The sequence below is a fragment of the Roseivivax sp. THAF30 genome (genome assembly GCF_009363575.1).
Lineage (GTDB): Bacteria > Pseudomonadota > Alphaproteobacteria > Rhodobacterales > Rhodobacteraceae > Roseivivax > Roseivivax halotolerans.
The window spans coordinates 3,380,420-3,397,323 of record NZ_CP045389.1; the positions used below are offsets into that span (position 1 = coordinate 3,380,420).

The 16,904-nt window shown below is 63.3% G+C and carries 18 protein-coding genes; 13 read left to right on the forward strand and 5 right to left on the reverse strand.

Annotation, left to right across the window (positions count from 1 at the left end; translation table 11 throughout):
* Nucleotides 1-15: 15 nt before the first annotated feature.
* From FIU91_RS16400 to FIU91_RS16415, 4 genes are all read right to left on the reverse strand, one after another.
* Nucleotides 16-3,210: an Ig-like domain-containing protein gene (locus FIU91_RS16400; protein WP_152463286.1), complete on the reverse strand. Its 3,195-nt coding sequence runs from the start codon at nt 3,208-3,210 to the stop codon at nt 16-18.
* A gap of 192 nt (nt 3,211-3,402) precedes the next feature.
* The gene (locus FIU91_RS16405) at nt 3,403-4,128 is read right to left on the reverse strand and encodes a Crp/Fnr family transcriptional regulator (protein WP_152463287.1); all 726 of its coding nucleotides are present in this window, start codon (nt 4,126-4,128) and stop codon (nt 3,403-3,405) included.
* Between the two features lie 314 nt (nt 4,129-4,442).
* Entirely contained in the window at nt 4,443-4,901 is a 459-nt protein-coding gene (locus FIU91_RS16410) for an NUDIX hydrolase (protein WP_093008825.1), read from the reverse strand.
* Between the two features lie 45 nt (nt 4,902-4,946).
* A complete protein-coding gene (locus tag FIU91_RS16415) occupies nt 4,947-5,573 on the reverse strand; it encodes a hypothetical protein (RefSeq protein WP_152463288.1) in 627 nt (208 codons plus the stop codon).
* A gap of 294 nt (nt 5,574-5,867) precedes the next feature.
* On the opposite strand from FIU91_RS16415, the gene FIU91_RS16420 reads away from it, so the two are divergent.
* From FIU91_RS16420 to FIU91_RS16455, 8 genes are read left to right on the forward strand one after another with little or no spacing between them, the layout of a single operon-like run.
* Nucleotides 5,868-6,128: a hypothetical protein gene (locus tag FIU91_RS16420; protein ID WP_152463289.1), complete on the forward strand. Its 261-nt coding sequence runs from the start codon at nt 5,868-5,870 to the stop codon at nt 6,126-6,128.
* A complete protein-coding gene (locus FIU91_RS16425) occupies nt 6,125-6,493 on the forward strand; it encodes a response regulator (protein WP_093008828.1) in 369 nt (122 codons plus the stop codon). The genes FIU91_RS16420 and FIU91_RS16425 overlap by 4 nt, the downstream gene beginning before the upstream one ends.
* Nucleotides 6,490-8,388, forward strand: coding sequence for a chemotaxis protein CheA (locus FIU91_RS16430; RefSeq protein WP_152463290.1), 1,899 nt, complete (start codon nt 6,490-6,492; stop codon nt 8,386-8,388). The genes FIU91_RS16425 and FIU91_RS16430 overlap by 4 nt, the downstream gene beginning before the upstream one ends.
* Nucleotides 8,385-8,921, forward strand: a complete 537-nt coding sequence (locus FIU91_RS16435) for a chemotaxis protein CheW (RefSeq protein ID WP_152463291.1) — start codon at nt 8,385-8,387, stop codon at nt 8,919-8,921. The genes FIU91_RS16430 and FIU91_RS16435 overlap by 4 nt, the downstream gene beginning before the upstream one ends.
* Nucleotides 8,921-10,552 carry a methyl-accepting chemotaxis protein gene (locus FIU91_RS16440; RefSeq protein WP_152463292.1) on the forward strand — a complete coding sequence of 544 codons (1,632 nt, stop codon included), beginning with the start codon at nt 8,921-8,923 and terminating at the stop codon, nt 10,550-10,552. Before FIU91_RS16435 ends, FIU91_RS16440 begins: the two co-directional genes overlap by 1 nt.
* 21 nt (nt 10,553-10,573) lie before the next feature.
* Complete coding sequence (locus FIU91_RS16445; protein ID WP_152463293.1) at nt 10,574-11,062, forward strand: chemotaxis protein CheW; 489 nt, start codon at nt 10,574-10,576, stop codon at nt 11,060-11,062.
* Nucleotides 11,059-11,925 carry a protein-glutamate O-methyltransferase CheR gene (locus FIU91_RS16450; RefSeq protein WP_152463294.1) on the forward strand — a complete coding sequence of 289 codons (867 nt, stop codon included), beginning with the start codon at nt 11,059-11,061 and terminating at the stop codon, nt 11,923-11,925. Before FIU91_RS16445 ends, FIU91_RS16450 begins: the two co-directional genes overlap by 4 nt.
* The gene (locus tag FIU91_RS16455) at nt 11,925-13,037 is read left to right on the forward strand and encodes a chemotaxis response regulator protein-glutamate methylesterase (RefSeq protein WP_152463295.1); all 1,113 of its coding nucleotides are present in this window, start codon (nt 11,925-11,927) and stop codon (nt 13,035-13,037) included. Before FIU91_RS16450 ends, FIU91_RS16455 begins: the two co-directional genes overlap by 1 nt.
* Nucleotides 13,038-13,165: 128 nt before the next feature.
* On the opposite strand, the gene FIU91_RS19570 is transcribed toward FIU91_RS16455, so the two are convergent.
* Nucleotides 13,166-13,417 (reverse strand): hypothetical protein, encoded by a 252-nt coding sequence (locus tag FIU91_RS19570; protein ID WP_216651614.1) that lies wholly within the window; start codon nt 13,415-13,417, stop codon nt 13,166-13,168.
* Between the two features lie 291 nt (nt 13,418-13,708).
* Between FIU91_RS19570 and FIU91_RS19575 the strand changes: the two genes are divergently transcribed.
* The 5 genes from FIU91_RS19575 (at nt 13,709) to FIU91_RS16480 (ending at nt 16,822) form a co-directional block, all read left to right on the forward strand.
* A complete protein-coding gene (locus tag FIU91_RS19575; RefSeq protein WP_216651615.1) occupies nt 13,709-14,668 on the forward strand; it encodes a hypothetical protein in 960 nt (319 codons plus the stop codon).
* A 444-nt stretch (nt 14,669-15,112) separates the two neighbouring features.
* Nucleotides 15,113-15,409 carry a hypothetical protein gene (locus FIU91_RS16465; RefSeq protein ID WP_152463297.1) on the forward strand — a complete coding sequence of 99 codons (297 nt, stop codon included), beginning with the start codon at nt 15,113-15,115 and terminating at the stop codon, nt 15,407-15,409.
* Nucleotides 15,410-15,693: 284 nt separating this feature from the next.
* Nucleotides 15,694-15,942: a hypothetical protein gene (locus FIU91_RS16470; protein WP_152463298.1), complete on the forward strand. Its 249-nt coding sequence runs from the start codon at nt 15,694-15,696 to the stop codon at nt 15,940-15,942.
* Between the two features lie 11 nt (nt 15,943-15,953).
* Complete coding sequence (locus FIU91_RS16475; protein WP_152463299.1) at nt 15,954-16,325, forward strand: hypothetical protein; 372 nt, start codon at nt 15,954-15,956, stop codon at nt 16,323-16,325.
* Nucleotides 16,326-16,600: 275 nt separating this feature from the next.
* The gene (locus tag FIU91_RS16480) at nt 16,601-16,822 is read left to right on the forward strand and encodes a hypothetical protein (protein WP_152463300.1); all 222 of its coding nucleotides are present in this window, start codon (nt 16,601-16,603) and stop codon (nt 16,820-16,822) included.
* Nucleotides 16,823-16,904 lie beyond the last annotated feature (82 nt).

Sequence of the window (16,904 nt, forward strand, 5' to 3'; positions counted from 1 at the left end):
CGCCGATGGTTGGCGTCAGATGACGACGTTGGTGATGTCGTCCTCGATCTTCACGACCGCATCGCCCAACGAATAGACGTTGAAGGTCTCGCCGTTTTCGGTGACCTGTCCCGCCGCCTGCGCGCCGGTGATCGTCACGGTGTCGTCGACGCCGCCGGTGATCGTCAGCTCGTCGGTCCCTTGCGCGAGCGCGGTGATCTGCGCCTCGGTCAGGGTGAGCTGGCTGTCCTCGGCAAATTGCAGGTCGATCGTCTCGATCTCGAACGCGCCGAGTTGGCCCGCCAGCGCATCGGTCATGCCGACCTGGTTTGTCGCAGGATCGTCGACCACGTGGAAGGTGCCCGCAGTATTCCCTGCCGCGTCCGTCGCCGTGACCACGAGGTGCGAGCCGTCCGGGACCGTTTCGGTGAAGAAATACGAGGTCTCGCCCCGGTTCGGGACATCGAAGGCGTCATAGCCGACGTCTTCGACGCCGCCTGTGCCATCGAGATGCCCTATATAGACCGCATCATCCGTGCTCTCGAGCGACACGCCCGTGAGACCGGAGTGATTACGGGTGTAGTCCGTGACCTCCGGCGCATCGGAGGCCTCGGTGTCGAAGGCCAGCGCGCGTGTCTCGCTGCGCGTGTTGCCCGCCGCGTCAGTGGCCGCGATGGTCACATCTTGCGAGAGCTCGCCTGACGGCAGCTCTGCCGCCGCGAAATCGACGTTCCAGTTGCCGCCGGCATCGACGCTTGCGGCATGGGTGACGCCGTTGAGTGTGACAAGGACCGTCGAGCCCGGCTCGACCTGGCCCGTCAGCGTGAGGCCCTGGGCCGCTTCGGCGGCGTTGACCACGTCATCGCCCGCCACTGGCGACGGCGAGAAGCCGAGCGTCTCGACCTCGGTATCCACCTGGAATTGCGTGCTCGTTTCGCTGGTATTTCCTGCCATATCGGTCGCGACGATCGTGGCCGATGCGCCATAAGTGCCAGATGCGACTGTGCCGGGCCCGAAATTTGCGGACCAATTACCGTTGCCATCCACGTTCGCGGTGCGCGTGACACCGCCAATGGTCACGGTGACGGTGCTGCCCGGTTCGGTCGTTCCGCTAAGCACCACGCCATCCGCCATCTCGGCCGCATTGATGACGCCGTCGCCCTCGACCGGAGCGGCGGAGACGCCGAAGTTCTGCACTTCGGTGTCGACGCGGACGCTGTCGGTGCGCGTCAGGGTGTTGCCAGCACTGTCGGTGATCGTCGCGGTGATCTCGGCAGTATAGGTTCCGGCCGCGATCTGGCCGGGAGCGTAGTTCGCAGTCCAGACCCCGTTGGGTCCGGTGATGACGTTCATGGACACGCCAGCCATCGTGACGGTCACGCTCTGCCCCGGCTCGGACGTGCCGGTCAGGGTCACGCCATCGGAGGCTTCTGCCGCGTTGACAACGTCGTCTCCCTCCACCGGCGCTGCACTGATGGTCAGCGAGCCGGCATCGGTGTCGACCCTCACGTCCTGGGTAATGGTGTCGGTATTGCCGGCGCGATCGGTCGAGCTGGCGCTGATCTGGTAAGCACCGGTGCCGGACGGAATTTCGCCGGCGGCATAGTCGACCGACCAGCTTCCATCTGCGGCCACGTTCGCTGCGCGCGTGACGCCTGCGAATGTGACGGTCACGGTCGCGCCGGGCTCGGTCGTTCCTGTCACGGTCAGGCCCTGCGAGGCCTCTTCGGCGTTGATCGTCGAATCCGCGCCGCCCGCCTGCGAGGTGAATGCGAAGTTGGAGACCAGAGTGTCGACGGCGACGCTGCCGGTTGCCGTGGCCGTGTTGCCCGCCTGATCGATCGAGACTGCCGTCACATCCAGCACCGTCTCGCCCTGCGGCAGGTCGGACGCGGGGTACGTGACGGTCCAGTTACCATCATCGTCCACCGTTGCGGGGAGAGTAACCCCGCCGAGCGTCACATCGACGCTCGAGCCCGGCTCTGCCGTGCCGGTCAGGGTCACGCCACCTGCCGCTTCGCTGCCATTGACCGTGCCATCGCCGCCCACAGAGTCCGTGTCGGCCGTGACAGAGGTGACCGTGTCGATCACGACCGTGCCTGTCACCGAACTGGGGTTACCTGCGGCATCGGTCGCTGTGACCGTGACCTCCTGGCTGTACTCACCTTCCGGGAAGACCGTCTCGTCGAAGGTCACCGACCAGGTGCCGTCCGTAACGGTCGCGTCGTAGTCGGTTCCGTTGATCGTCACGACAACGGTCGAGCCTTCTTCGACATTGCCGGACAAAGTGACACCGCCCTCATGCACTTCGGCGTTGATCGGACTGCTGGTGCCGTTCTGGATGTCCACCTCGGGTGGGGTCACATCGATATCGTAGGTCGCGCCAGTCAGATCGGTGACCGTGCCATCCGCTTCGGTCACGACCGCCGTGACCGTGTAGTTGCCATCCGCGGGGAAATCGTCGCCTTCGAACGCGACCGACCAGGTGCCCCCCTCGTTGGAAACGGTCTCGAGCGTCGTCTCGCCGACCGTGACCTCAATGGTGGAGCCGGGCTCGGCCACACCGGAGACAGTGATCGTCTGCTCGGCATCGCCGTAGATCGTCGCGGAGGTGCCGGCATCGTCGATCGCGGGTTCGATCCGGGTCGGGCCGTTGTCACCGCCACCGCCGGAGCCGCCGTCATCGCCGCCGCCGATCACCCCGGCGCCGATAAGCGCCGCGCCACCCGCCGCCGCAGCCGCAGCACCGGTTCCACTGGCAAGCGTCGTACCGAGAAGCCCGGTCGCCAGCATGGAAACTTCGCCGTCCTCGGCGTCGCCCAGCGCCACGTATCCGGTATCAGAAGCCGTCAGACCGTCATCGTCGAGGAAGATCAGCTCGTCATGCGGGCTCCACTTACCGAAGGTTTCCTCGACCCCGTAAGTGGCAAGCAACACGCCATCGCCCGCATCGGTCAGCACGACCTCGGAAATCCTGCCATTCGCGCTGAGAAACAGTCGCGCGCCTTCAACCTCGAAATAATCCTCGATCAGGATCACTCGCCCGTCCGAAAGCGTGATGAGAAGATCGCCGCCTTCGCGCGTATATCCGCGCAGCGAGGAAGGCTCGAGGTTCAGGGAGATCGAGTGGCCCGGCTGGGCCTCGATAGCGAAGAGATCACCATTGACCGTCGCTGCGTCGAACTGCACGTCACCCGCAGGGGTGCGTACAGCGAAATCAATCGCTTGCATAATTATCACCGCTCTTGCCTCTGCTCCGACGCTCTTCGGCGCCTTTGCTATTATTGCAGGATGTATACAGCGGCTTTGCAGGTGTGGCTACACAATGTTGCCCAATTCTTTTAACCTAGGGTTGAGCCGGGCCGGATCTGTGACTGTGACCCCACACTCCGGACGATCACGAAACGTCAATGCGAGCCGCTTTCAGAGCAGCGGCCGCAGGCTCGGCTTCTCTTCGACCAAGCCGATTTCCTCGAGCGCTTCGATATCCGGAATGGACAGGCGTCCTTCGCTCCAGGTGGCGAGTTGCTGCTCGCGAAGCCGGGCGAGCGTCTTGTTGGTATGCACCAGAGACAGTCCCAGCGCATCCGCTAGGTTCTGCTGAGTGTAGGGCATCGGCACGGTGATCCCATTTCGCATGTTGATCGCCTCGAGACGGCGGTAGAGCCGTGCGAAGGCCCACGCAACGCTTTCCGTTGCGGATTTTTGTCCAATAGTTGCAAGAGCTTCGCCAAGAAACCGCTCTTCCGACGCGGCGATCCAGGTCACATCGAACGCGCGCTCGGCATGGTTTCGGAACAATGACCAGAGCTCCGAGCGGTTGAAAACGCAGAGCGTCATATGCGTCGTGGCCTCGACTGAATGGGTCATCTGCCCCATGACACCCGCCTGCAACCCGATGAGATCACCGGGCAAAACGAAGGACAGAACTTGCTTCTTGCCGTTCGGCAAGAGCTTGTAGCGCAGTCCGAACCCCGACAACGCGGTGAAGAGTTGCGGCGATGTCGAGCCCTCGGACAACAGCGGCGTGCCCGATTGAACGGACATCTCCCCGATCTTGAACCGCTCCATGAACGCGACTTCCCGTTCGCTCATCGGCTTGAACAGCGGCAGCTTCCGGATCGGGCAGTTCGCGCATCTGGTTGCCATTCGGCCCCCGGTCATTTCGAATTTTCGTGAATGCGTATGTCACAGTTTAATGCGCCGCTTGCGCGATTGTTCCAGAAGGCATGATAGGCAGGCCAATCCGCCGTCCGCGACATGCCGCGCCGGACCGGCGGAAACGAGGGGAACCTGCCTCGGAAACGCACGTTGTTTGGGCGTCCAGAATACAGCCGGAGTGTAGGGCTCCGGCCAGGAATCGAAGGTAGTCAGCCAGTTGTCAGGCTGAGGGGCCACGGCAGCTGGTGCCTTCGAAGCGCAAGGGTCGCATCCCGCCGGTGCGGCCCTTGTTGCGTTCCAGATCAGGACGCTTTGAGCAAGTCCCGCACGATCGGCTGCTTGCGCGGCTTCGTGGAGAGAGACATCAACAGCGCGGCAAGATCCGCCTCGGCCACCCGCTTTGCGGCCTGTTTCGGTGTGAACCAGCGGCGCTTGCGCTCGTCACGCTCTTTCCAGCGACGCTTCAGACGTTCGACGATCATCGGGTAGACCCGCACGTGGCAGGGCACGATGCTGCCGTCGTCCATCACCTTGGCATATCGATACATCCCGATTGCGTCGTTGCCGATATGACCCAGAACGCCAGCCTCTTCGAGCGCTTCGATCTCTGCTGCACGCCAGGGCTTTTTGCCGTCCATCTCCCAGCCCTTCGGCATAACCCAGCGACCGGAGTCGCGGGAGGTCACCATCAGGACTTCGACACTGCCATCTTTCTTGAACTTCAAGGGGAGTGCCGCGATCTGCTCACCGATACAGGGCATCTTTTCACCGTGCCTTCCACAGCTCCAAAGCTAGTGATCTGAAGGCTAATCGTCAACTTTTCCTGACAAATCCGGCTGTAAATCGAGGCCGTATCCGTGGCGGAGCGCCGCGAGAAAAGGCGCTGGAGTCAGCACGTCGCGCTCGGGGGCTGGATCGAGACTGAACGGCGTATAACCGCCAAAGCTCCAGCGCCACGCCGAACCGTCCCAGATCAACAGCGCTTCGCCTCCTGGTCCTTCGCAGAAAGCGCCCCTCGGCAGATCGAATGGCCGGACCCGGGCCCGTGGCGCGTCGCTCGTCCGTGCCGCATGCAGGAGCATGTCCATGTCGGCGGCGCGCGGCGCAGGGCCAAGCTCAGGGAAGGCCAGCGCCATTGCGGCGCGGAAGCGAAGAAAGGCAGCGCGGCGGCATTCCGCGCAAGGACGATGCCCTGCCGCGATCGCCACGGCCTCATCGGAAAAGAAAAGCTCGGTATAGCTCTGCTTGGCCATGACCTCGCGATGCCGCTCCTTGAAGTCGAGAACACATGAGATCCACGCCTTCCCGCGCCAGCGCGCTTTGCCGAGACGCTTGTCCGGCCCGTGCAACCTGCCGCGATTCCCCATCAGCCGACCGCGCGCAAGATCGGCAACGATCTCGCCCCACGGCGTCACTCGATTCTGCAGGGTCACCTGGCACCTCCACTCAAAAAGCCGCCCCGGAAGTAAGCTGCGTCAGACGTCCGAGACAGATCTCATCCTCAGCGTAACCGACTTGGGACCATGACCGAGGCCCGAATGGCGAAGCGACCGTGGAACCGCTGACCCCCTCGCATGCCTGCCGGCGCGACCCCGGCCCTCTTGATTCAAAATGAGCCGGTTCTTGTCGAGAGAGACACCCCCAAGAGGAGGCCGCTTAGCCCTTCGTTAGCAAGTCGCATGGTAGCGAACCTTCGGCACGTATTGAACGAATACAGGAAGGGCGTCATGCAGCCACATACCGCAAGCCTGAACGTGGGTGGAATCGGGCAGGCCCATGAGCGGCTTTCCGGCACCCCGATCAATTGGCCGGAGCCAGACGGCATCGACGCAGCTGGCCTTCAATTGCTGATTTCTGCTGTGCGCTCCGGCCATGCCATACCCGAGCGAATTCTGCTTGCGGACGATGTGAAGCAGCAGGCAACGCGCCTATGCATCGAATGGCCCCCTCAACTGCCTGCCAAAACCGTCCCGGAGGCCGCACCATGACGCGCACGGTTCTCGTCGTGGACGATTCTCCATCCGTCAGGCAAATGATGGCAAACACGCTGAAAGGGGCCGGTTTCGTGGTTGTGACGGCCGCGGACGGGCAGGAAGCGCTCGACGTCTGCGGTCGGCTTCGTCCTGATGCAGTGGTCACCGACCAGAACATGCCGCGGCTGGACGGAATCGGCTTTTGCCGCGCGTTCCGGACGACGCCGCAGAACCTCGGCGTCCCGATCATATTCCTGTCGACGGAAAGCGAAGACGCCATAAAGCAGAAGGCGCGCGCTGCCGGCGCCATCGGCTGGATGATCAAGCCCTTCGACCAGGCAAAGCTGCTTGCAGTGATCAACCGGGTGCTCGGCGCATGACTGACGAAGAGCCGAATGCCATCTTTCGCAACGAGGCGGAAACTCTGGTCGAGACACTCGAAGAGCGATTGCTGCGGTTGGAAGCAACGCCGGGCGACGCCGACCTGATCGATGCAGTCTTCCGCGATCTCCATACGCTCAAAGGCTCCGGCGCCATGTTCGGGCGGCACGACGTTGCCAATTTCTTGCACGGGTTCGAAACGGCGTTCGAGGCTGTCCGTGAGGGCCGCGCGAAGGTGAGCGAGCAGTTGATCGCGATCAGCTTGGCCGCGAAGGATCACATTGCCACACTGCTGTCGAAGCCCGGTGCCGATGGCGGCGATGCCATACTCAACCAACTTTCGGTCTATCTGGAGCGCACCCCGGAAACGCCGCAGGACAGCCGCCTCTGGCACCTCACCTTCAAACTTGCGCCAGATACGCTCGCGCTCGGCGGACGGCCAGAAGCGATCATCGACGACCTCCGCAGTCTCGGCTTCCGCGATATCCGCGCGCTTTTAGGGGATGTCCCGCCGCTTTCGAAGATCGACCCGGAACGTCTCTATATTTCATGGGAGGCTTGGATCGATCGGGACATCGGCCGTGACGAGATCCTGACGGCCTTTCTGTTCCACGAGGATGGGCTCGAGCTCACGTTGGCCCCTCCCATCGAGGAGGCGACTGCGCGCGATCTCGAGGATCCGAAGCCTGACTCCACACGCAGTCCAGCAAACGGACGCGGCGGCGCGCTCATGCGCGTTCCTGCGGAACGGCTCGACGAAATGATGGACAGGGTGGGCGAACTGGTGATCGCAGAGGCGAGGCTGCGCGAAGCCGCGGCGCGCATAGGCGAGAGCGGTCTCTCTTCGATCGTCGAGGACATCAGCCGCCTCACATCCGGTATGCGCGAGACCACGATGTCCGTACGCATGACGCCCATCTCTGCGATTACCGGCCGATTCCGGCGCCTCGCGCACGATCTGGCGGGGAAATTGGGGCGGCATTTCGACTTCGTGACCGAAGGAGAAAAGACCGAACTCGACAAGACCGTCGTCGAGCGGCTGGCAGAGCCGCTCATGCACATCATTCGAAACGCCGCCGATCACGGCTTGGAGGATCCATCGCTCCGCAGCGTTGCCGGAAAGCCCGCGATTGGGACGATCCGCCTCGAGGCGCGCTACGCCGGGGCCGAGGTGCTGATCTCTCTGTCGGATGACGGTCGGGGGCTTGATCGCGAAGCGATCCGGAAGCGCGCCGTCGAACGCGGGCTCATAGCCAGCAACGCCACTTTGTCCGACGAAGAGATCTTCGGCCTGATCTTCGAGCCAGGCTTCTCGACGGCCGCCGAAGTCACGGATCTTTCAGGTCGTGGGGTGGGCATGGATGTCGTGCGGCGGACCATCGACGAACTGCGCGGCACCGTGGAGGTGTCCAGCGAACCTGGCTATGGCACCTCTGTCAGCCTGCGCCTGCCCTTGACGCTCGCGATCATCGACGGTCTGCTCGTCGACCTGGCGGGTGAACGGTTTGTCCTGCCCCTTGCGGCAGTGCTGGAGATCGTCGAACTGCCGGCGGAACACGGGCATCCAACCAGCCGCAATGCCTTCCTCGACATCCGAGACACGCTGGTGCCGTTCCTGCGTCTGCGCGACCTTCTCGAGAGTCCGGGTGAGCCCGCCCCGTTCCAGAAGGTCATCGTGGTGTCCAGTGCCGACGGCCGGGTCGGGCTGGTCGTCGACCGGATCATCGGGTCGAACCAGACCGTCATCAAACAGCTCTCGCCACTGCATTCGGGGCTCAAGCTGTTCTCAGGCGCCACGATCCTCGGCGACGGCGGCGTGGCGCTGATCCTCGACATTCCCCAGCTCGTTCATCGCGGGCGCTGCCTTGCAGAACGCGCGCAGGAGGCCGCATGACGACCCATCCCCAAGACACCGACGGCAACGTCGATCTGGTCACCTTCCGGCTCGGCGGAGAGATCTGCGCCGTACCCGCTTCCCAGCTGCGCGAGGTGCTTGAGCCGGTCGCGATGACGCGCGTTCCCGGTGCGGCGGAGTTCGTCGCGGGTCTCATAAACGTACGTGGGACGGTCGTCCCGCTCTCGGACCTGCGCGTGCCTCTCGGGATGCCGCGCGAGCCTGCAGGCGAACACGCTCGGATCATGGTCATGGACATCCCGGTGTCGGGCCAGTCCTGCGTCGTCGGGATTCTCGCCGATGCCGTGCACGAGGTGACCCGTCTCGACCCCGAGAAATGCGAGCAGGTGCCGACAGTCGGCGCACGCTGGCCTCAGCGCTTCGTCAGCGCTGTCGGGCGCTGGAAGGGCGATCTCGTCACGCTGCCCGATCTTGCCACGATCTTCGAAGATTTCCTGGACGGCTTCGACGGCCGGACAACGCTCACTGGCGCCAGGCGCGCCACCAAGATCCAAGAACCGGAGAGAGCCTGATGCGCTTCACGATCAAGTTGAAACTGACCTCGGTCTTCATCGTCCTCATCGGCGGCTCAGCCCTGATAACGCTGATCGCGCTGTCGGACCTCAGCACGTTGAGTGGCCGCCTGAACGCCATCGTGTCGACCGATGCGGAACGTGTGCGGCTGGCAGGGACCCTCGCAAGCGACCTTGTGCGTAACCAGCGGGACCTTCGGAACCACATCCTTGCGGACGCCACGGCGGCGAAAAGGGAGATCGAGCAGTCCATCGTTGACCGGCGCGTCGCTCATGACGCGAACTTCGAGAAATTGAAGACGATCGCGACAGAAGAGGGCCGCCAGGTGCTCGAAGCGTATCTCGAGCTGCTCACCGCGTTCCGGGAGACGGCCGACCAGGCGATGAAGCTCTCTATCGTGGGCAATCAGGCCGAGGCCGTCAGACTCGCCGAAGAGGATGGCCGTGCGCTCTGGCTGCAATTGGAGGAAAAACTGGAAGCGGTCATCGAGAACAACCGGGCATTGATGACCGAAGCCGGTGACGGCGCTGCCGAGACCTATATCGAAGCCCGCAACACCATCATCGCACTGATGGGCATCGCCGCCCTCGTCGGCATCGTCGCGGCCACCTGGATCACGCTCAGCATTTCGAGGGGACTCGCGAGCGGGGTCAGGCTCGCGCGCCAGGTCGGGGCAGGAGATCTGCGCGAAACTGCCGACCTCCGCGGCAACGACGAGGTCAGCGATCTGGTCGGCGCGTTGAACGAGATGGTCGAGAGACTGCGCGGGATCGTGGCCGAGGTTGGCTCCAACGCGGGCAACGTCTCTGCCGGGGCGAGCGAGATGGCCTCCACGTCGGAACAGCTGAGCCAGGGCGCGACCGAACAGGCGGGCTCTACCGAGGAGGCGTCCAGTTCCATGGAGCAGATGGCCTCGAACATCCGGCAGACGGCGGAAAACGCCGCGCAGACCGAGGAGATGGCCCGCAAATCCGCGGCCGATGCCGAGGCCTCCGGCACAGCAGTGTCTGACGCGGTCGTTGCGATGAAGACTATCGCCGAGCGCATCATGGTCGTTCAGGAGATCGCCCGGCAGACCGATCTGCTCGCGCTGAATGCCGCGGTCGAGGCCGCGCGAGCCGGCGAACACGGACGCGGCTTCGCGGTGGTCGCTTCCGAAGTCCGCAAGCTCGCCGAACGCAGCCAGACGGCGGCCGGCGAGATTGGAGCGCTCTCGGGCGATACGGTGCGCGCCGCGGAGCAGGCCGGCAAGATGCTCGGCGATCTCGTGCCCAACATCGAACGGACGGCGAAGCTTGTGAGCGATATCTCCGGCGCCAGCCAGGAACTCGCCACCGGCGCCGACCAGGTCAACATGGCGATACAACAGCTCGACAAGGTCACCCAGGAAAACACGTCCGCCTCTGAGGAGCTGTCCTCTACAGCCGAAGAACTCGCCTCGCAGGCTGAACAGCTCCGCGCGGCCATCGCCTTTTTCCGGGTGTCGGGCGAGGCCGCCGCCCAGCCTATGCCGGTCGCAGCGCCCGCAGCGAAGGCGCGAAAGGAAAAGGGCGGCGGCTTCGCCTTCGACCTGTCGACGCTTGAAGACGACCTCGACGCCGATTTCGTCCGCCGCGGCAAGGTTGCCTGAGCGGTGGATGCCGAAGTGAGAATGGCAGCTTCCGAGAGAACCGGCGTGGTGCTGACTTTCGGCCTTGCGAATGCGCTTTTCGCGCTGCCAGTGGCGCCTGTCGTGGAAATATTGGACGCGCAGCCAGTTGCACCACTTCCGAATGCGCCGGCACATCTGCTTGGCCTGATCGACCGGCGCGGTGTCTCGGTTCCGGTGGTGGATCTGCGGCTGCTCATGGGCATGCCGCCGCGTGCTGACGATCCTGATACGCGGATTGTCGTGCTGCGCCCCGACGCGGAGGAGGCCTCACACATCGTCGGGCTGCGGCTGGATCGCGTGTTCGAGGTGACGGAGCTTGATCATGCAGAAAGTGCGCCGCTGCCCGAGGCAGGTCTGCTCGGTTGGGACGAGGCAATGGTCTCGGGCATCGGCCGGCGCAACGGCGCTTTCATCTCCGTCCTTCGCCTGATGGGGCTTTTCGAATCGCGCCTCAAGCAGGGTGAAACCCCTGTGATGTCCGCGACATGAGGGATCTTCTGCCCGAAAGTGCCACATCAACGCGGGCGTCCGGGCTGATCGAGCGCTTCCGCTCCATCATGGAGACCCGGACCGGGATAAAGCTGCCCGCGTCCAAGGCGCTGATGATCGAGTCGCGGTTCCGCAGGCGCATGACCGAAGGGGGCTACCGCTCGCTGGAGGAGTATCTCGAGTTCCTGCTCGACCAAGGCGGACTGGCGCGGGAGATGCCGGAGATTATCGACGCGCTCACGACGAACAAGACCGATTTCTTTCGCGAGGCGGCGCATTATCGATACCTCATACAGCGGATCGTGCCCGAAAAGCTCGCGAAGTCGCGCACACCCGTCCGCTTCCGTCTCTGGAGCGCCGCGGCCTCCACCGGAGCCGAAGCCTGGTCTGCCGCCATACTCTTGGCCGATGCGGCCCGGAAGGAGCCGCGACTATCCTGGGCAATATACGGGACGGACATTTCCGGCCGGGTGATCGCGATAGCCCGGAGGGCGATCTACCCCGATGCCGAACTCGCTCCCGTTCCACCGGAACTCGCACGCGATTATCTCATGTCGGGAAAGGGGCCACGGGGCGAGACGCTTGGCCGGATCGTGCCGGAAGTACGCGCCCATGTCCGGTTCGAGACGATGAACCTGATGGATCGGCCCTACCCGGTGGAGCACGATCTCGACGTCGTCATGCTACGCAACGTTCTCATCTATTTCGAGCCGGAGGTTCAGGCGCGCGTGACGGCGGAATGCAGCCGCCATTTGAAGACCGGCGGCTATCTTATCGTCGGCCATTCGGAGTCCATGACAGTCGGCCATCCGAATCTGGTGCAGGTCGCACCTGGAATTTTCAGGAAGGAGGACGCTCTCTGATGGCGCCGATCCGCGTCTTCATCGTCGACGACAGCGCATCCGCCCGGCGCGCGCTCTCGGATCTTCTGGGCGGTGATCCCGGCATTGTTGTCGTGGGCACGGCCACCGATCCGTTCGACGCCGCATCGAAGATGCGCGCCGAATTGCCCGATGTCCTGCTCCTCGACCTCGAGTTGCCGCGTATGGACGGGCTCACCTTCCTGCGAAAGATCATGGCACAGCATCCGCTCCCGGTCATCATTTGCTCGAGCCACACTGAATCCGGCTCGCGTGCGGCACTGAAAGCGCTGGAGATCGGAGCCTGCGACGTCATCGGGAAACCGGACCTGTCGACCCGCGCGGCCCGCGAGGAGGCGCAGGTCCTGCTCTGCGACGTCGTGCGCGCCGCCGCCCAGATCCGCAGCCGGACGGGCCCGGGGCGGAATGCCGGTCGCGGTGGCAAGACGGCCGGGCCTTTTTCGGCCGGCCCCAAGCTGACGGCGGACGCGATGCTGCCACCGCTGCTGCCAGGACACAGGGCACCCGCCAATATGCAGAGGATGATCGCCATCGGCGCGTCCACTGGAGGGACCGAGGCGCTGGCGCGTCTCCTGCCCGGACTGGCCCCGGATATGCCCCCGGTGGTGATCGTGCAGCATATGCCCGAGAAATTCACGACCGCCTTTGCCGCCCGCCTCGACGGCCTGTGTTCGGTCCAGGTGCGCGAGGCGCGGAACGGCGACCGCGCCGAGGTCGGGACAGTCCTCGTCGCGCCGGGGAACAGGCACCTTCTGGTGCAGCGCCAAGGACGGGGGTACCGGATCGAGATCCGCGAAGGTCCGCAGGTCTCACGCCACAGGCCCTCAGTCGATGTCCTTTTCCGGTCGGTCGCTTCTGCATCGGGCGGCGCGGCGATCGGGTGCCTCATGACCGGCATGGGAGACGACGGCGCGCGCGGTCTCTCCGAGATGCGCGGCGTCGGCGCGCGGACCTTGATCCAGGATGAAGCGAGTTCGGTCGTCTGGGGCATGCCGGGGGAAGCTCACAAGCTCGGCGCCGCCGAACAGATCGTGCCGCTTAATCGCTTGGCCGTCGAGCTTCGGCGGCTCAGTTTCGAGAAAGGCGCGGCATGAGCCTTGAGGATGCGCGACGATATCTGTCCTCCACCCGGTTGCGGGCCCTTCTCGCCATGATCGAGACAGTGTTCGAGGATGCATCGGCCTGTCTTTTCGCGGCGCAGGCGGAAATAGTCGGTGTGGCGTCAACGGTCGAGACGATCGAGGCCGCCACCGGGCCGGCAGGACAGGAACGTCTTCTGGCGGATACGGAAACGGCGCGTATGCACGTCAACCGTGTCGCCGGCAGGTTCGACTACCTTGCGCAGACAGGGTGCGAGCTTGGACAACAAGCCATGGATCTCCAAAGGCTGTTGTCCGATCAGGCCGGAGACCTTCGCATGGCGAGCATCTTGGCGATCCAATCTCGGGTCGTGAGCGTCAGCGTGGTCGACCATGCGGAAACTCTCTCACGATTTTCAGACACGGCGAGGCATCTGTTGTCCCATGCGGAAACGATATTTGCAGAGCTTCGGACCACGCTCCTGAAGAATGAAGAGGTCCTGAAGGCGACAAGCTTGAAGCTTCAGGAAATGCATCGCCGCGCTCTTGCACTGACCGAGCATGCAGACCGGATGAGCGCGTTGGTCCGGCGCGTTTCCGAGGAACGCGTCATCTCGGATCTCGCGGCAGGCACGCGTGGCGCGGTCGGAGCGACTGATCGAGCGCTTGAGGCGGCGATCCCGCGGTTGCAAGCCGGAGACACGTTCCGGCAACGCATCGAGCATGTGGCCGCAATTGTCGAGATCGCCGACGCTTCGGAGAAGCAGCTCGGGTGCCGCCTTGGCGATCTTGCTGCCCTGCAACTCGCTTCGGCGGCCGAAACGGTGCGGAGCGAGATCGCGTCTACGCTGTGTGCCTTCTCTGACATCTCGGATCATCGCTCAGCCTGTTTCGCGCAACTCCGTGATCTTGCAGCTTCCGAGAAGATGAAAGCTCTCGTCGATATGTCCGGCTTGGCACGCGACTTCGTTGCAGGGCTCGAGGACCTGGAGACTGACCGGACCCACCTCGGCAGCGGTATGGCGGCCGTGGCCGCGCGCTATGCGGAAGCAAGCAAAAAGACGGAAGAGCTGGTAGAAATCCAGGAGCAGATGCATCTTTTGGGTGTCAACGCGACACTGGTCGCCGGGCGCGCGGGAGAAGATGGCTTCGCCATGATGGAGATTGCCCGACAATTGCGCGATGCCACGACTGCGATCGGCCAGCGCACGCGAATGATCGCAGAAAAAATGCACCTCCAGCAGCTCGCCGCTGAGCTTTTCAACACGCCGGGCGAAATACCGGCCGATGCCGACAGCGTTGAGGCAGTTTGCGTCATCACGCGTCACTCAGACAATTTGAGCGACGCTCTTCACCGTGCAATGCAGATCGCCCAATCCAGCGGCACCTCTGAAATCGACGAGGCGGCCAAGCTTCTGACAGACTTCGTTTCGAATGAAATCATCCGTCTCAATCTTCCGCCGACCCCACCGCAATTCGCGATTGCACCGGGAGACTTGGGGGCCGTCGACGAGATCAGATCACTCTATACCATGGCGTCAGAGCGCAACTTGCATGATCACGTCATCGGTCAATCGCCCAGCCTCATCGAAGATTCGACGAAACAGTCCGAGGATGCCGTGCTCGAGGATGTCTTCTTCGCGTAGGATCTTCCTCTGGCGGTCATCTTCGCGTCTCGGTCGGATAGGCGTTCTGAAACGCGTTTCTTCAGCTTTGGAGGAGCGCGCGCGAAGCAGATCAGAGCGCGTCATGAGGCATCTGAGGCAAAAAACCGGCAAATCGCCCTGCAAAGCAAGGCAAACACATCTGAAGCGAGTTCATCCGCAAGGCCGAGACCGCCAGAAATGGTCCGTTACATGACATCTAGGGGGAAATTGGCGGACCGAGGAGGATTCGAGGCGCAGAAAACTCACCTCTAACCTATTGTAATAATTACATATCGTGAATTTGCGTCATGCAAAATGTCATGCAAAATGTCATGCACGAACCAGCCTCTCGATTGATCCACGAAGATGTAAGTCCCTTTTTCTTTGTCACCGCCCCGCCGCAGAGCCTACCGTTGTGGCACTAGACGCACCAACAGGCCTCTTATGACCACCAATTACCAGCACGACGTAGTGATCTATGACGGCGAACCCATGCGCATCGTGAAACCCTACGGCGTTCAGACTTGGCGGGACAGTGGGGAGGATCATCGCGCGCATTACGACTTTATCGGCCACGACCACGACATTCCGCGATACCGTGTACGGTTCGGGGTCGAACGCGACGGCGAACTGCTGCAATTCCTGCTTGTGGATGGCCGAGATCACGCCGAAATAAAGCCGATCATCCTGACTGGGCCGGAAGGCGTGGAAGCGCATAAGCGCGCGCTACAGGCCGACTGACAAGCCGCATTACCCAAACACCTGACACCTAGCGTCTCGCCCCGGCGGGCGTTGTCTTTTTGGCCGTCCAGCGCCCGTGGTGGCAGGCGAACCGACAGGCCAGCACTTGCCCCCGCTGACGCGGGCTTTGCTGAAAGCAGTCACCGAATCGTTTCGCTTGACCGAATCACGGAAAACTTGATTGTCAAGTCAATTTGTGTTATACAATGAAATAGGGTGACACACGCATCATGCGGACCTCACCCCATCCCCCAATATCATCAACGAAAAGAGGCCCCACGACCATGGGCGAACTGTATCTTTCATCCCACCAAACTTGCGAGGCGCTGGGCATCACCGACGCCGACTGGCGCTGCCTGCGCCGTGTATTCCGTCCTCGGATCGAAACGATCCAACCGCGCCGGTCGGCGCATGGGAAGCTGTCCGCGATGTACGCGCTGTGCGACGTGATCGCCTTTGCCGAGACGCTGCCTGGCCTCCTTTCGGTCGAGGCGGAACTTGAACTGCGCGAAGTCGCAACCCCAAACATCTGAGGATCAAGCACATGACGAACGAACAAGAGATCAAGCGCCTCAAGCTGGCCATGGCGGTTGACGACCACCTGCGCGCCACTGTCCACCACAAGGGCGCGCGCGACATCCTCGCCGCCGAGATTGCGAACACGCCCAGCGGTCGCGCCCACGTCGTCGGCACGGCGAAGGCACCGGGTGCCGTTGAGTTGGCGCAAGAGTTGTGGGCCACGCGGACCGGGCAACAATTGCGCGCCATTCTCGCGCAGAACGAAGTGGCAGAGGCCAACGCCTATGCGTCGGAGAGGGACCGTCAGCTTGCCGCTATTCTGGCAATCGAGAACGATGCAGAGCGCATCAACGAGAGCCGCCGGACCGGGATCGGCATGCCGGGGCCGAGGCTGTGAGCAAGAACGCGTCAGAGCCATCGCTACCGCTGACTAACCGGCGGCACGAAAGGTTCGCCCAGAGCCTCGCCGCCGGGAACACTGGACAGCGCGCGTGGCAGCTTGCATCACGCCCCGACGATCCTGACTCCCTCGAAGACGCCGGGGCGCGGTCATCGGCACACAGGGCCAGCAAGCGCCCCGAGATCGCCGCGAGGGTTCGGTGGCTGCGTCAGCAGCGCGCCGGGGACATTGATTGGTCGGAAGGTCCGCCGTCCAAACAGGACCTCTCCGAGATGCTGGAACGTGTCACGGTTGCCTACATTGAACTCTTCAAGAAGGCCGAGGCGGCGGGTGCGAAGGCGTCCGACCTGACGAAGATCAAGCGCGCCATCGGCCTTCATACAGGGCGCGCGGCAAGGGTTTCCGAACTGCGCCCAGCGCCGACGCGGGAGACTTCCGAGATCGACCTGCAAGGGCCGCTGACGCGGCTTTACGTCTGCGAGTGCCAACGGTGACAGACTCCTCCAACGCCGCCCTGACCTTGGTGGTCCAGTCCAGCTTGGCCAGCCTCGAAACGGCGCTGGGCGACATGGACCG

What these genes read in the sequence shown, in the direction of transcription:
- FIU91_RS16465 (WP_152463297.1), top strand. Translation starts at nt 15,113, where the DNA reads ATGACCACCAATTACCAGCACGACGTAGTGATCTATGACGGCGAACCC.
- FIU91_RS16400 (WP_152463286.1), bottom strand. Translation starts at nt 3,210, where the DNA reads ATGCAAGCGATTGATTTCGCTGTACGCACCCCTGCGGGTGACGTGCAG.
- FIU91_RS16410 (WP_093008825.1), bottom strand. Translation starts at nt 4,901, where the DNA reads ATGCCCTGTATCGGTGAGCAGATCGCGGCACTCCCCTTGAAGTTCAAG.
- FIU91_RS16440 (WP_152463292.1), top strand. Translation starts at nt 8,921, where the DNA reads ATGCGCTTCACGATCAAGTTGAAACTGACCTCGGTCTTCATCGTCCTC.
- FIU91_RS16405 (WP_152463287.1), bottom strand. Translation starts at nt 4,128, where the DNA reads ATGGCAACCAGATGCGCGAACTGCCCGATCCGGAAGCTGCCGCTGTTC.
- FIU91_RS16430 (WP_152463290.1), top strand. Translation starts at nt 6,490, where the DNA reads ATGACTGACGAAGAGCCGAATGCCATCTTTCGCAACGAGGCGGAAACT.
- FIU91_RS16425 (WP_093008828.1), top strand. Translation starts at nt 6,125, where the DNA reads ATGACGCGCACGGTTCTCGTCGTGGACGATTCTCCATCCGTCAGGCAA.
- FIU91_RS16470 (WP_152463298.1), top strand. Translation starts at nt 15,694, where the DNA reads ATGGGCGAACTGTATCTTTCATCCCACCAAACTTGCGAGGCGCTGGGC.
- FIU91_RS16480 (WP_152463300.1), top strand. Translation starts at nt 16,601, where the DNA reads ATGCTGGAACGTGTCACGGTTGCCTACATTGAACTCTTCAAGAAGGCC.
- FIU91_RS16420 (WP_152463289.1), top strand. Translation starts at nt 5,868, where the DNA reads ATGCAGCCACATACCGCAAGCCTGAACGTGGGTGGAATCGGGCAGGCC.
- FIU91_RS16455 (WP_152463295.1), top strand. Translation starts at nt 11,925, where the DNA reads ATGGCGCCGATCCGCGTCTTCATCGTCGACGACAGCGCATCCGCCCGG.
- FIU91_RS16450 (WP_152463294.1), top strand. Translation starts at nt 11,059, where the DNA reads ATGAGGGATCTTCTGCCCGAAAGTGCCACATCAACGCGGGCGTCCGGG.
- FIU91_RS16435 (WP_152463291.1), top strand. Translation starts at nt 8,385, where the DNA reads ATGACGACCCATCCCCAAGACACCGACGGCAACGTCGATCTGGTCACC.
- FIU91_RS19570 (WP_216651614.1), bottom strand. Translation starts at nt 13,417, where the DNA reads ATGGTCGACCACGCTGACGCTCACGACCCGAGATTGGATCGCCAAGAT.
- FIU91_RS16445 (WP_152463293.1), top strand. Translation starts at nt 10,574, where the DNA reads ATGGCAGCTTCCGAGAGAACCGGCGTGGTGCTGACTTTCGGCCTTGCG.
- FIU91_RS16475 (WP_152463299.1), top strand. Translation starts at nt 15,954, where the DNA reads ATGACGAACGAACAAGAGATCAAGCGCCTCAAGCTGGCCATGGCGGTT.